Here is a 13,912-nt window from a genome sequence, read left to right as displayed (position 1 = left end):
ACCTCCTTAATGGTTCCAGATTGCCCGAAACACATTTGTTGTCTCTCCCGGCTCGTAGACCACGTATAAAAGACAGTAGACGATAACACCTGTAATCGCCGTTAAAAACCAAATGACCGATGCTTTCGGACCAATTTTACGGTGTTTCGCAAAGTTTTTCTTATAAGCAAAGAAAAGAGCCATCAGTCCAAGAACACCACCTGATGTGGCGAGCAGGATATGGAAAATCAAAAATCCAGTATAGTACGGTTTAATCGTATCGGGTCCTCCAAATGCAGTGTTGCCCAATAAAATCGTTCGTAACGCATACATGATGAAGAAGAGTAAAGCTAACGCAGCAGCAATCGTCATCACGAATTGGTGTGCTTTCATATTCCGGCGTGTCTGCGCAATCAAAAACCAACCGATTGCGACAAAAATCGCACTGATGACAATCAACGAGACACAAATCAACGGCAAATAACTCATGTTCCAACTTCCCCCAATTTAATCCGCTTTTGGCGAGAAGGACATACCTTCATCGACAGCAGTACTTTTAGAACGTCTGACCCATGTAAAGAACGTCAGACCAAAGAACAGCCCGTACACTAATTCTTGACCGAGTTTCATGAGAACTCCGCCAAAACGCTGGTCCTCAAGCAAATCTTTTGTTGTTCCGAATAGTCGTTCCATGTTGAGTCCACTTAAATCATTATTCGGCATACAGTATGCTAATACTTTCGCAAAAGTAGCCGGATCCTGATAGGCATCGTACTGAAAACTTTGACTAAAGATCATGAACGCACACGCTGGTGTCAACAATACACCGTTCGCCACGATATACACCATCTTCTTCAAGTCCGACAAACTGTCTTCTTCGTTGACGGGTGCAATGATCGGATACCACATCGTCATGCTGAGGAAAATCAGTGTTCCGTGGAAAATCCGGTGCACCGTATAATTCGTCAAGACATAATCAAAGATGAATGGCATGTGGTAAAACGTGAACAAGGAATTAAACAAAATCAGTGCAATCAACGGCAAAATGAAAAATCGTAATGTCCGTCCGAGATATGGCACCTCAAACAACCGTTTGAATACCCACCCTGGAATCGCCATCATCAAGAGCGGCGGCGCCACCATATACACGAATACCATCTGCAGCATATGGGCAGAGAATGTGATGTGCGCGAGGACGTCAAGCGGACTGCCAAAACCGATGTAATAGACGAATAATGCCGCAAGCATCGAAAACTTCTGCCCTAGCGTCGTCTCAGCTTCATCGGGTCGACGGATCTTTTCCGTCAAGACAGCGTATAAAACATATATACCAATCAAAAGTAATGCATAATATGGACTCCATAAAACCGTCCAGTCGAATTGTGATAAAGATCCCCTTAAGTTGCCTAACATGTTTTCACCCCGTTCCTTTTTCCTACAGATTAAGATTACCGTTCCCCTATTTCATTGTAAAGGTTTCTCATAAAACGATTCCAAAATAAAAGACCATCCTGCTAAACGTTAGCAGAATGGTCACAATTTATTACCAGATCAAAAGACGGAGTGTCGCGACGATCGTCAAGGCGACGAAGATGCCGAGTGCCATCATGACTTTGATCCACGTGTTGCCTTTATTGTTCATATGCATGAACATATAAAGCTGCAAGTAGACTTGAACGATTGCCATGATGATCAGGAATCCACCCGCTGCCCAGTGTGGCATGAGTTCTGCCATGACCGCACCAAAAGCAATCAGTGTGAGAAAGATCATCAAAGCGAAACTCGTGAGTTGCAACTGCATCTCGCGGCTGCGATCTGCTTTCAACTCGAGTTCAACTTGATTACGTGTTAATTGCGGTTCGTGTTTTTCCATCTTATTTCACCATCCCCATGAGGTAGACGACTGAGAAGATAAAGACCCAGACGACGTCAATGAAGTGCCAGTAAAGACTTGAAACATAATACTTCGGTGCGTTCACGACCGTAATCCCGCGATTCCAGTTCCGAATCAACAATGTAGAGATCCAGAGGAGACCGAACAAGACGTGTGCTCCGTGGAAACCAACGAGTGTGTAGAAGGCTGATCCAAAAGCACTTGACGTAAACGTGTGACCGATGTGGTAGTAATGATTGAACTCATAAATCTCACCGCTGAGGAACCCTAAACCGAGTGCAAGCGTGATGATCAACCACATTTTCATTTTCTTCACATCATTACGTTTCATCGCCATCATCGCAAGAACACTTGTCAGTGAACTTGTGAGAAGGAGCATCGTCATGATGAAGACAAGACCCATTTCAAAAATATCGTAACTGCGTAATCCTTCTTTCGCACCGGAGTTGTGCAACCCGATGTACGTCCCGAAGAGAGAAGCGAACAATGTCGTCTCTCCTCCAAGGAAGAACCAGAAGGCTACATATTTATTCTTACCCTCAAGTGTTGCTTTTTCAACATGATCCGGAATACCCGTAATCGGGTTGTTTGGTACTGAATGATGTCCCATCTTACTTCGCCTCCTTTTCAGCTTCAAGGCGTAGATCTTTTTCGATTTCCGCTTTCGGGATGTAGTATCCTTCATCGTCAATCCAAGAACGGAGGAACATTGCGAAGAGTGTCATCGCAAGACCGATCAAGGCGATAATCAGACCTACTGTACCGTAGTCAAGGCGAAGAATGAATCCGAGACCGGCAAGGAATAAACCGACAGACATGACGAATGGCAGGATCGAGTTGTTCGGCATGTGGATATCGCCGACTTCTTCCGAAACCGAAACCGTTTTGTTTCCAGCCATTTTTTCGAGCCAGTATGTGTCAAGACCTTTAACAAGTGGAATCTGTGCAAAGTTGTACTCTGGAGTTGGGACAGGAAGTGTCCACTCGAGGGTACGACCGTCGCCCCAGACGTCACGTTTAACGTATTCTTTTGACATCAATGCCGCAACGATGGATACGACAAGAACGATTGTCGAGACACCCATGAAGGCTGCTCCGATTGATGACAGTAAGTTCATTGTTTCCCAGCCTTGGTTTGGCAAGTACGTGAAGACACGACGTGGCATACCAGTCAGACCGAGAATGTGTTGTGGGAAGAACGTCAAGTGGAAGCCGATGAAGAACAACCAGAATTGAATTTTACCCCAGAACTCGTTGAGCTGTTTCCCGAACATGAGTGGGAACCAGTAGTACAGACCTGCGAAGAGACCGAAGACAACTCCACCAACGATAACGTAGTGGAAGTGGGCAACTACGAAGTAGCTGTCATGGTACTGATAATCGGCAGGAGCAACAGAAAGCATGACCCCTGTCATACCACCAACAAGGAATGATGGGATGAAGGCAACCGAGTAGAGCATCGCAACTGGGAACGTCAATTTACCGCCCCATAGCGTAAAGAGCCAGTTGAAGATTTTAACCCCGGTCGGAACGGCGATCGCCATTGTCGCAACCGCGAAGATTGCGTTCGCAACCGGACCAAGTCCAACTGTGAACATGTGGTGGACCCAAACCATGAATCCTAAGAAACCGATCAACATTGTCGCAAAGACCATCGTCGTGTAACCGAAGAGACGTTTACGGGCAAATGTAGGAATGATTTCAGAGAAGATACCGAAGGCCGGTAAGATCAAGATGTATACTTCCGGGTGACCGAAAATCCAGAAAAGGTGTTCCCAGATGACTATGTTACCACCGGCTGCCGGATCGAAGAAATGTGCCCCGAACAGACGCTCAAACGTCAAGAGGAACAATCCGACCGTAAGTGGCGGGAATGCGAAAACGATCAATGCTGATGCAACGAATGCTGTCCATGTGAACAACGGCATCCGCATCAGTTTCATACCTGGTGCACGCATGTTCAAAATCGTAACGAGGAAGTTAATCCCCCCCATGAGTGTACCGAAACCAGAAATCTGTAATCCGAGTGAGTAGAAATCAACACCGAGTGATTCTGGAACAGTTGAAAGTGGTGCATATGCTGTCCACCCTGCGTTCGGAGCTGCGCCGAAGAACCATGACAGGTTCAACAAGACTCCCCCGAAGAAGAACAACCAAAAACCAAGTGCATTTAAAAACGGAAACGCAACGTCACGTGCTCCGATTTGAAGCGGAACAGCAGCGTTCATATAACCGATCAACATCGGCATGGCTGCCAGGAAGATCATGGTCGTACCGTGCATCGTGATCAACTGGTTAAATAATTCACCGCTGACGAAATCGTTCATCGGTTTAATCAATTGAAAACGAATCATTAAGGCTTCTACGCCACCAACCAGAAGGAAAAACAATCCAGAGATGATATAGAGAACCCCGATTTTTTTATGGTCGACTGTCGTTAGCCAGTCCATGATGCCGGTTTTTTTCTTCGGCATACCCATAGTATGTGTCCCCACTATGATTCCCCCTTAAATATTATTGGAGCTTTTTGTCCAATAGGTAGTCTGCAAGTTCGCTTAACTCTTCATCGCTAATCTTATCTTCAGAGAAACCAGGCATTTTTGTTCCTTGTTTTTCTTTTTGTGGATCGCGAATCCATTTTTCGAGATTTTCTTTGTCATGATCGAGGTATCCAGCGATACGTTGACGATCACCAAAGTTTGTTAAGCTTGGCGCGACTTTCCCGCCACCGTGACAGCTGAGGCAGTTTTGTGCGTAAACTTGCTCGCCAGTCGTCCAGTTCTTTTCATTTTTTGCATCCAATTGTTTTGTTTCTGCTTCTTTAGCTGACTTCATGTCTTTAAGCCATGCATCGTAATCATCCTGTTCAAGCGCGATGACCTTGAAGTCCATCAAAGCATGCGATGGTCCACATAACTCGGCACATTTACCGTAGTACGTACCGGCTTCTTGTGCTTGTAACCACATTTCATTCTCAAGACCCGGGTTTGTATCTGTTTTACCTGAAAGAGCAGGTACCCAGAATGAGTGAATGACGTCTTTTGAAGTTAAGTTGACAGCAACACGTTTTCCGACTGGAATAACGAGCTCTTGTCCTGTTGAAACACCTTTGTCTGGATATTCGAACTCCCACCAGTACAGGTTTGCTGTAACGTTGATGACTTCATTTTTCTTCGCTTCTTTCGCATCTGCTAATTCAACCGTCGTTTTGATGGTTGGTACGGCAAGAACGACTAACAAGAGAATCGGAATGACTGTCCAGATGATTTCAAGTGTGTGATTTCCTTCCACTTGTTTCGGAACAGTGTTGTCTCCAGCTTTACGACGGAATTTCATAAGTACGTAAATATAGATGACTGCTACAATCGCAAGGACAAACAACATGACCCATAAGCTGAGCTTAATGATTTCAAGTTGCATTTGTGCGCCTTCCCCGCGAGGCTGTAGTGCGGACAATTCCGGGATTCCACAACCTGATAACAATAATGCCATCAAACCGATCGGAAGAAGCCGGAAGAGCATTTTTCCTGATTTTTTCACAACCATCCCCACTTTCTTTTCCCCAATTTTTTTCTTTCTTAATGGTGTCCGTGAAGTATGTCAAATCGTTTTAGAGAGAAACGAGTACGACCGTCACGATCCAAGCCGTGAAATAAAAGAGCGAGAAGAAAAACATCTTCGAAGCCCACTTAATCTCAGCTTGTTCTTCCTTGATTTTGAGACCTTTCAGTCCCATGTAGAGCCAGTATCCGCCAAGCACTGCCATGACAAGCATATAAATGATGCCGTAATGCGCAAGGAGGAGTGATGATGGAACTAAAACTGCAATCCACCATACAATTTGCCGTTTCGTGATCGCAAAACCATTGACGACAGGTAACATTGGAATACCGGCAGCCCGGTACTCTTCCGTCCGTCTCATGGCGAGCGCAAGGAAGTGAGGCGGTTGCCATACGAACATGATGAGAAACAAAATCCATGCATCGATATGAAGTGTTGGAGTGACTGCCGCAAATCCAATGATCGGTGGCACTGCTCCGGAAATACCACCTACGACTGTATTGATCGTATGTGTCCGCTTTAACCACATCGTATAGATGACAACGTAGACAAACGAACCAATCAATCCGAAAACTGCCGCGACATGGTTAACGATCAGCAAGAGAACGGTACCGGTAGCCAGTATCCCAAGTCCTAATGCCAATATCCGTTGCCCATCCATCTTACCGGTTACACTCGGTCTTCCCATCGTCCGCTCCATCTTGTAATCAATGTCACGGTCGATATAGTTATTGAGGTAACAACTACCGGCAATGACCAGTCCACTTCCGAGAAGCGTCCACAATAATGTCAACTTCGTCTGCCACAAGTACAGTAGAACATCATCCGTTAAGTATGATGCTGCCACGACATAACCTGCGAAGACGGTGATGAGATTCGCACGAACGATTCCCATCTTTGCTAGGGTGACATAGTCCTTGAACGTCGGCTGATCCGATTGCTCGATCATGATGTCCAGGGTCTCCCCGTTTACTTTCGCCATGTTGTTTCCTCCTTCTAACCGTCCGCGTTCTTTCTGTACGTAGGATTCACGTATTTTCTTCACAGAAATAACACAGACACGCCACGAAACGTCCTTTTCTCTATAAAAGATACCACATATTCAAGGTCATGACGTATGAAAATACTTTCGACATAATGAACAAAATGTGAAATCTATGTGATTAACCTCACAGTTCACCATATTTACCTAATATTAGAATAGCGTTCTTCTAAAAGATTGCAAGCGTTTCGATATTTTTTATGCGATACTATTGCTAGGTATTTCAAGTATCATGTATTTTCTCTAGAAAGGTGGTGGCTGCGTTTTGAATCGAAAACTTTCGATTTTTTCAGCATTTGTCACATTCACGATGATGATCGTTCTTCTCATGGGGGGGACCGTCACGAAAACAGATTCCGGAAACGGATGCGGGACCGATTGGCCGCTCTGTCACGGAGAATTGATTCCAACTAATCCAAGTGTCGAAACGATGATTGAGTATAGTCACCGCGCAGTAACAGGAGTCGTCGGTTTATTGATCATCGCCTTGTGTCTTTGGACACTTGTCGCTTTCAAAGATCGCCTGGATATCAAGATTTTCGCTTTCCTGGCCTTCATTTTCATGTTGATTCAATCCATTGTCGGTGCAGGTGCCGTCGTTTGGCAACAGTCGGATCTCGTCATGGCACTCCATTTTGGAATCTCATTGATTTCTTTTGCTTCCTTACTTATCTTGACGATCTTGATTATGGAGCGTCCCGGTCAAGAATTCAGGGAATCGGTCCCAGCGTTCTTGCGTAAACTGTTGTACGGCTTACTGATCTATACGTTAATCGTCGTTTACACCGGAGCGTTCGTCCGCCATGTCGGTGCGACGTATGCCTGCGTCGGCTGGCCGGTCTGTTCGCAACCGACGATGACGTTCGAAGCGTGGGTGCAAATGATTCACCGGATTTTGGCCGGTCTGTTGTTCTTCTATACGCTGTTCGTCCACTACACGGCGATTCGCCTGAAACACCGGACCTCGCGTACCGGTATGTTGTTCGCAACCTTCTTTATCTCTTGTCAGGTTGCAACCGGTGCCTGGATCGTTCTTGGTGGACATGCCACGTACGTTCCGTTATTACACGCATTCCTGATCACTTGTTATTTCGGAGTCATCTCTTACCTCGCTTACCATGCATTCCGGACGCGAAAAGACGATTCCCGGTTACGCTGATTAGACTTTCAACTAAAAACAGGGAGAGGATTTTATTCCTCCTCCCTGTTTTTTTGCACGTTTTATTTGAAACGGGCAATCGCTCGTTTTCGGGCCATGTCATGCTCGACAATCGGCATCGGATAATCGTAATCTTGTCGTTGTTGTTCCGTCGGCTCATGAATCGACGTTTTAGGTAAATCCTTGAGTTCCGGCAAATAGTGGCGGATAAAGGTTCCATCTTTATCAAATTTCTTCGACTGAGTCGTCGGATTGAAGACCCGGAAATATGGAACAGCATCCGTCCCGACCGACGCTGCCCATTGCCACCCGCCAATATTCGACGCGGCTTCATAATCAACCAGTTTTTGCTGGAAATACCGTTCCCCTTTTTGCCAATCGACCAGTAAGTCCTTTGTCAAAAAGGACGCGACAATCATCCGCAGACGGTTATGCATCCACCCCGTCGTGTTGAGCTGCCGCATGGCTGCATCGACAATCGGATAACCCGTTTTCCCTTCTGTCCAGGCGTTAAAGCCAGCCTCATCCGTTTCCCATTCAATCTGTGTATACTGTTCGTTGACCGGCAGTCGTTTGGATTCCGGATAATGCATCAAAATCGTGTAGTAAAACTCCCGCCAAATCAATTCGGTCAGATACGTTTGTTTGCCTTTCGAATCTTCCTCCTGATTGACGGCTTCATAGATTGTCCGAATTCCGATCTCACCGGTCCGCAGGTAACGGGACATCAGACTTGTTCCGTCGACCGCCGGCAGATCCCGTTGCTCGTTATAAGAAGACAGACTGTTTTGGATGAATGCCTGCAATCGTTTCGTCGCCTGTTCTTCCCCTACACCAAAGTCAGCATCCGATGCCGCCTGTTTAAAGTAATCCAACATAAATGCATTGTTTTGACGGCGTGTCTGATAACGTGCTTTCAGGAAATCCAGATTGACCGGGTACGGCTTATCGATATCTTTCTTCAAAAAAGCATTTTTATATGGTGTAAACACTTTATAATAGGAACCGTCATTTTTTTTGACGGCATGTGGATGAAGCAGATGACGGTCCAGCAGACGTTCTGTCTTTTTGTCACCCCGCTTTTTCATAATCCCGTCGTCACGACTCTTAAACGGTTCTACATATTCAGCGTTAAATAATAAGACATCTGCCATATCTGTCGCCTCGAGAAAATCTTTTTCCTGCCCTTCGATGAATCGAATCGGCATCCCGTGTGTTTTACAGTTTTTTGCGAAGTGTTCGAGTGCCTGGAAGAAATATTGTTGCCTCGCATCATACTCTCCGATATAGTTCGGGTTCACCCAAAAAACGAACTCGACGTTTGCCTGTTCATCCTTTTCCAGATAGTTCACCGCTTGTGCCAACATGTGATTGTCCTCGATTCGAAAATCACTTCGAATCCAGCAAATGATGTTCATATTCGTGCCTCCCTAAAATAATGATGAACGAAAAACAGGCAATCCGCCATGCGTTTTGCCTGCTTTCGTCATACTGTATTTATGCTGATTTACGTTTTGTGTTAAATGAATTCAATCAATAAGTCTTGACTCGCGATAGCTTCGCCTTCTTTGACATGGACCGACTTGATTTCACCGTCTTCCGGTGCTTGAATCGTCGTCTCCATTTTCATTGCTTCCGTTACAAGCAACTGCTCTCCCTTACGAACCCGCGTTCCAGGCTCAACCAGGACTTTCAAGACGCTACCCGGCATAGACGCACCAATCTGTTTCGGATTCGAACGATCGGCTTTCGGACGGCTCGATGAGCTTTCTTTAATGCTGATATCTTTTACTTCGACCTCACGCGGCACACCGTTCATCTCGTAGTAGATGACACGGACACCATGATCGTTTGGTTGACCAATTTGAATCAACTTCAAATACAACGTTTTTCCGCGCTCGATTTCGACCTCGATCGTTTCCCCAAGACGCATGCCGTGGAAGAACGTGCTCGTATCGAGAACTGAAATATCACCATATCGTGCAACGTACGAACTGTAATCGAGGAATACCTTTGGATACAAAGCGTATGCCAAGGCATCAAACTCCGTCACCGGACGTTCCAGTTTCTCGAACAGTTCATGCTTGATGGCATCAAAATTGAGTGGCTCCATCATTTTTCCGGGACGCTCCGTCAACGGCTCGACGCCTTTGAGGATTGCCGCCTGGACTTGTTTCGGGAAACCGTCTGGTGGCGTCCCAAGCTCCCCTTTCATCAATTCGACGACAGAATCCGGGAAATCAAGATTGCTGGCACGTTCCAGTACATCTTCTTCCGTCAAATGATGCTGGACCATGAACAAGGCCATATCGCCGACGACTTTTGAAGATGGTGTAACTTTAACGATGTCACCGAACAGCATGTTGACACGGGCATACATCGTTTTAACTTCAGACCAACGATCCGCGAGTCCGACAGCTTTCGCTTGTTGTTGAAGATTTGAGTACTGACCACCCGGCATCTCGTGATCATAGACTGTCGGATTCGGAGCTAACATATCAAGTTCAAACGCTTGATAGAGATGGCGTACATCCTGCCAATAGTCCGATACTTGTTCGAATTTTTGGACAGACACGAGCGGCTGACGTTTATGACCGCTTAATGCATGAATTAAACTTCCTCCGGCAGGCTGACTTGTCAGACCGGCCATACTTGAAGCCGCGACATCCACGATATCGACTCCGGCATCGACAGCCCGGGCATACGTGTAAATTCCGTTTCCGCTTGCATCATGCGTATGCAGATGAATCGGCAAATCAACAGCATCTTTTAGTGCTGAGACCAAAGCATAAGCAGCTTCCGGTTTCAGTAATCCTGCCATATCCTTGATGGCAATGATATGAGCACCACTCGCTTCGAGCTGTTTCGCCAGTTTGACGTAATACGGAAGATGATATTTCGGACGGTTCGCATCAAACAAGTCGCCTGTATAACAAACTGCCGCTTCGGCGATTTTCCCAGTTGGCAAGACGGCATCGATGGCAAGCTGAATCGATTCCGGATTGTTTAAGCTGTCGAAGATTCGGAACACATCGACACCTGCTTGGGCTGCTTCTTTGACGAAGGCATGAATGACATTGTCCGGATAGTTTTTATAACCGACTGCATTGGCTCCGCGTAACAACATCTGAATCAAAACATTCGGCATTTTTTCGCGCAATTGCATCAAACGGACCCACGGATCTTCTGACAGGAACCGGTATGCCACATCAAATGTTGCTCCACCCCAAGCTTCCACTGAGAAGAGTTCCGGTAACAGTTTAGCTTCCGCTTCCGCGATGGCGATTAAGTCCTTCGTCCGCATCCGTGTCGCAAGTAAGGACTGATGGGCATCCCGGAATGTCGTATCCGTCAATTGGACGCGTTCTTGTGCTTTTAGCCAGTTGATGACACCAAGTGGTCCTTCCGCGTCAAGAATCGCTTTAGCTCCTGCTTGATAGTCGGCAGGCAAATCTTTTGGAATCCGGACGTCACGGGCAATCGGTTTTTCGATTTTTCCGATTCCGGGGAAGCCGTTAACAGATACTTCTCCAATATACGTCAGCAGCTTCGTTCCACGGTCTTGTCGTTTCGGGAAGATGAACAATTCTTTTGTATCATCGATGAACGACGTATTGTAATCACCGCTGATAAACGCATGGTGTTTCAATACATTACTTAAGAACGGAATATTGGTTTTAATACCACGGATTCGGAATTCGCTTAAGTTCCGGCTCATTTTTGCAACGGCTTGATCATAGGTTAAGCCGTGTGTCGAAATCTTAACGAGTAAAGAATCGTAATAAGGTGAAATCTCAGCACCGACATAGGCATTTCCACCGTCAAGACGAACACCAAAACCACCCGGTGAACGGTAGGCCTTGATTTTGCCCGTATCCGGCAAGAAGCCATTTTCCGGATCCTCTGATGTAATCCGGCTTTGGATAGCGAAACCTAACATTTGAATCTCTTCTTGTGCAGGAATACCCACTAATTTACTATGTAGTGATTCCCCTTCCGCAACTCGGATTTGTGTCTGAACGATATCAATCCCGGTAATCATTTCCGTAATCGTATGCTCAACCTGAACACGCGGATTAACTTCGATGAAATAGAATGATTCGTCTTGTGTCACCAAAAATTCAACCGTTCCGGCATTCTCATAACCGACGTGCTTCATCAATGTGACAGCTGCATCACAAATCTTTTGGCGTCCCTCATCTGATAACGTGACACATGGCGCGACTTCGACAACTTTTTGGTGTCGGCGTTGGACTGAACAATCACGTTCGAACAAATGAACGATGTTGCCATGGGCATCTCCAATGATTTGAACTTCGATATGTTTTGGACGTTCAATCAATTTCTCAACGTAGATTTCATCCGAGCCGAATGCTTTTAAGGCTTCCGATTTTGCCCGTTCAATCATGTCCGGTAATTCTTCTTCGGTCCGGACGACACGCATACCGCGTCCACCGCCGCCTAAAGAAGCTTTGACCATCAATGGATAACCGGCCTTTTCAGCAAAAGCATACGCTTCATCAATTGATGTAATCGGACCATCCGTACCCGGAATAACAGGTAAACCGGCTTCAATGGCCGTCGTCCGCGCACGGACTTTATCGCCAAAACTGTAGAGATGTTCTTCTCGGGGACCGATGAAAATAATGCCTTCTTCGCGGCATCGTGTAGCGAGTTCAATATTTTCTGATAAAAAACCGTACCCGGGATGGATCGCATCACATTCCGCTTTCTTCGCAGTCTCGATGATTCCTTCGATATCAAGATACGCTTCAATCGGCTTTTTCCCCTCGCCAATCCGGTATGCTTCATCTGCTTTATACCGGTGAAGCGATCCCTTATCTTCTCGTGAATAAATAGCGACTGTCCGAATCCCAAGTTCGGTTGCCGCACGGAATACGCGAATCGCGATTTCTCCGCGGTTGGCGACAAGAATCTTTTTGATTTTAGTCAACTGATGCTCCCCCTTTAGGTAATGAACTCGTAGCACTCATCTTTCGTGCTTCCTGTACTTCTTTATGATACGCTATCCGGTGCTTGTTTTGCATCGAAATATTTGCCACGACACCAAGCATCGTACTCATGACGAGAAGCGAAGACCCGCCGTAACTGATGAACGGTAACGTCACACCGGTCCCCGGAAACAGACCGGACATCGCTCCGATATTGATGCCGGTTTGAATAAAGATGATGGACGAAATGCCGAATGCCACCATGCTCGAGTAGATGGAAGCCGATTGCCGGGCAATAAGCGCACTTTGCCACATTAAAAAGAACAACAGTCCCAGCACAATCAGGACTCCGACGAATCCGAGTTCTTCCGAAATAATCGACATGATATAATCGGTCTCCGGTTCCGGCAGATAACCGTACTTTTGAAAGCTATTCCCTAAACCAACTCCAAAGAATCCTCCGTGGGCAATCGAGATGACCGAATTGATCAATTGATACCCTTTTCCTTCCGCGTCCAGAAAGGGATTGAAGATGGCATTGATTCGTTCCATCTGATTGGCGGAAAAATTGTTCCAGGCATACAGAGCGGCTCCTGCTGCTAATACAATGGCAACAGCGATATAACCGCGCGGCAATCCGACTGCAAACCAAATCATCGCCGTAATTAAGAGTAAAATGAACAACCCGCCATCATCCGGTTGCATCCGGATAATCAAGGCATAAGGGGCTAGTAACACGAGCATCGGAATCAAAATCCAGTCCGTGAAACTGAGCAAAATCCGCTTGCCGGATGAATCCGGTGCGATTTGACGATGAATGAAATGGTGGACGATTCCAATCACACCATTCATCTGCCCTTTATGTTTTTGATCAAAATAGTTGGCAAGACCGATGACGAGAACAAATTTACACAGCTCGATCGGCTGGATCAAGAAAATCCCGAAATTCAACCAGGCACGCGCCCCGTTCAACGGTGTAGCAAACAGCGTTGCCGTCAACATACCGAACGTGATGACATACAAAGCCAACCGTACCAATGGTCCTCGGAAAATCTCATGATTCAGATGGGCGACAAACAAGAAGACAGCAATCGCCATTACATCAAACATCAATTGTTTCTCAAAAAATGAGGTGTCTGCGTAATCGCCACCGTTCCAGACACTGGCACTGTAAACCATCACCGTGCTGATCGCCATCAGAATCAGCATCGTGAAGAAGAGGCGATAATCAAAAAACGCACGTTTTTCCTTAAACTTCGATTGCATTATGTACACGTCCTTTTTCTAATTCCTAGTTCTAAAAAAAAATACCCAAACGCCGCATT

General features: G+C 46.1%; 11 protein-coding genes. 1 reads left to right on the top strand and 10 read right to left on the bottom strand.

Annotation, left to right across the window (positions count from 1 at the left end):
* Positions 1-6: 6 nt before the first annotated feature.
* The 7 genes from DVG79_RS03120 to cyoE all read right to left on the bottom strand — a co-directional run bounded on the left by DVG79_RS03120 (position 7) and on the right by cyoE (position 6,416).
* Positions 7-468, bottom strand: coding sequence for a DUF420 domain-containing protein (locus DVG79_RS03120; RefSeq protein ID WP_114595414.1), 462 nt, complete (start codon positions 466-468; stop codon positions 7-9).
* 18 nt (positions 469-486) lie between these two features.
* The gene (gene ctaG, locus DVG79_RS03115; RefSeq protein ID WP_114595413.1) at positions 487-1,392 is read right to left on the bottom strand and encodes a cytochrome c oxidase assembly factor CtaG; all 906 of its coding nucleotides are present in this window, start codon (positions 1,390-1,392) and stop codon (positions 487-489) included.
* 130 nt (positions 1,393-1,522) lie between these two features.
* Positions 1,523-1,852 carry a cytochrome C oxidase subunit IV family protein gene (locus tag DVG79_RS03110; RefSeq protein ID WP_114595412.1) on the bottom strand — a complete coding sequence of 110 codons (330 nt, stop codon included), beginning with the start codon at positions 1,850-1,852 and terminating at the stop codon, positions 1,523-1,525.
* A 1-nt stretch (position 1,853) separates the two neighbouring features.
* The gene (locus tag DVG79_RS03105; RefSeq protein WP_012370856.1) at positions 1,854-2,483 is read right to left on the bottom strand and encodes a cytochrome (ubi)quinol oxidase subunit III; all 630 of its coding nucleotides are present in this window, start codon (positions 2,481-2,483) and stop codon (positions 1,854-1,856) included.
* Between the two features lies 1 nt (position 2,484).
* The gene (gene ctaD, locus DVG79_RS03100; protein ID WP_026827913.1) at positions 2,485-4,353 is read right to left on the bottom strand and encodes a cytochrome c oxidase subunit I; all 1,869 of its coding nucleotides are present in this window, start codon (positions 4,351-4,353) and stop codon (positions 2,485-2,487) included.
* 34 nt (positions 4,354-4,387) lie between these two features.
* The gene (gene coxB, locus DVG79_RS03095) at positions 4,388-5,419 is read right to left on the bottom strand and encodes a cytochrome c oxidase subunit II (protein ID WP_114595411.1); all 1,032 of its coding nucleotides are present in this window, start codon (positions 5,417-5,419) and stop codon (positions 4,388-4,390) included.
* Positions 5,420-5,483: 64 nt separating this feature from the next.
* Positions 5,484-6,416: a heme o synthase gene (cyoE, locus tag DVG79_RS03090; RefSeq protein ID WP_114595410.1), complete on the bottom strand. Its 933-nt coding sequence runs from the start codon at positions 6,414-6,416 to the stop codon at positions 5,484-5,486.
* A gap of 325 nt (positions 6,417-6,741) precedes the next feature.
* Between cyoE and DVG79_RS03085 the strand changes: the two genes are divergently transcribed.
* A complete protein-coding gene (locus DVG79_RS03085; protein ID WP_114595409.1) occupies positions 6,742-7,635 on the top strand; it encodes a COX15/CtaA family protein in 894 nt (297 codons plus the stop codon).
* 62 nt (positions 7,636-7,697) lie between these two features.
* On the opposite strand, the gene DVG79_RS03080 is transcribed toward DVG79_RS03085, so the two are convergent.
* The 3 genes from DVG79_RS03080 to DVG79_RS03070 all read right to left on the bottom strand — a co-directional run bounded on the left by DVG79_RS03080 (position 7,698) and on the right by DVG79_RS03070 (position 13,853).
* Complete coding sequence (locus DVG79_RS03080; protein ID WP_114595408.1) at positions 7,698-9,053, bottom strand: cryptochrome/photolyase family protein; 1,356 nt, start codon at positions 9,051-9,053, stop codon at positions 7,698-7,700.
* A gap of 101 nt (positions 9,054-9,154) precedes the next feature.
* On the bottom strand, positions 9,155-12,589 hold the full coding sequence (locus tag DVG79_RS03075; protein ID WP_114595407.1) for a pyruvate carboxylase: 3,435 nt from the start codon (positions 12,587-12,589) through the stop codon (positions 9,155-9,157).
* Positions 12,582-13,853, bottom strand: a complete 1,272-nt coding sequence (locus tag DVG79_RS03070) for an FtsW/RodA/SpoVE family cell cycle protein (RefSeq protein ID WP_114595406.1) — start codon at positions 13,851-13,853, stop codon at positions 12,582-12,584. Before DVG79_RS03070 ends, DVG79_RS03075 begins: the two co-directional genes overlap by 8 nt.
* Positions 13,854-13,912 lie beyond the last annotated feature (59 nt).

This window comes from Exiguobacterium sp. RIT594, assembly GCF_003339585.1.
Classification (GTDB): Bacteria; Bacillota; Bacilli; order Exiguobacteriales; family Exiguobacteriaceae; genus Exiguobacterium_A.
This window is presented reverse-complemented; position numbering and strand designations above follow the sequence as displayed.

Coding starts and splice junctions, on each gene's coding strand:
- DVG79_RS03120 (WP_114595414.1), bottom strand. CDS start 468: ATGAGTTATTTGCCGTTGATTTGTGTCTCGTTGATTGTCATCAGTGCG.
- ctaG (WP_114595413.1), bottom strand. CDS start 1,392: ATGTTAGGCAACTTAAGGGGATCTTTATCACAATTCGACTGGACGGTT.
- DVG79_RS03110 (WP_114595412.1), bottom strand. CDS start 1,852: ATGGAAAAACACGAACCGCAATTAACACGTAATCAAGTTGAACTCGAG.
- DVG79_RS03105 (WP_012370856.1), bottom strand. CDS start 2,483: ATGGGACATCATTCAGTACCAAACAACCCGATTACGGGTATTCCGGAT.
- ctaD (WP_026827913.1), bottom strand. CDS start 4,353: ATGGGTATGCCGAAGAAAAAAACCGGCATCATGGACTGGCTAACGACA.
- coxB (WP_114595411.1), bottom strand. CDS start 5,419: ATGGTTGTGAAAAAATCAGGAAAAATGCTCTTCCGGCTTCTTCCGATC.
- cyoE (WP_114595410.1), bottom strand. CDS start 6,416: ATGGCGAAAGTAAACGGGGAGACCCTGGACATCATGATCGAGCAATCG.
- DVG79_RS03080 (WP_114595408.1), bottom strand. CDS start 9,053: ATGAACATCATTTGCTGGATTCGAAGTGATTTTCGAATCGAGGACAAT.
- DVG79_RS03070 (WP_114595406.1), bottom strand. CDS start 13,853: ATGCAATCGAAGTTTAAGGAAAAACGTGCGTTTTTTGATTATCGCCTC.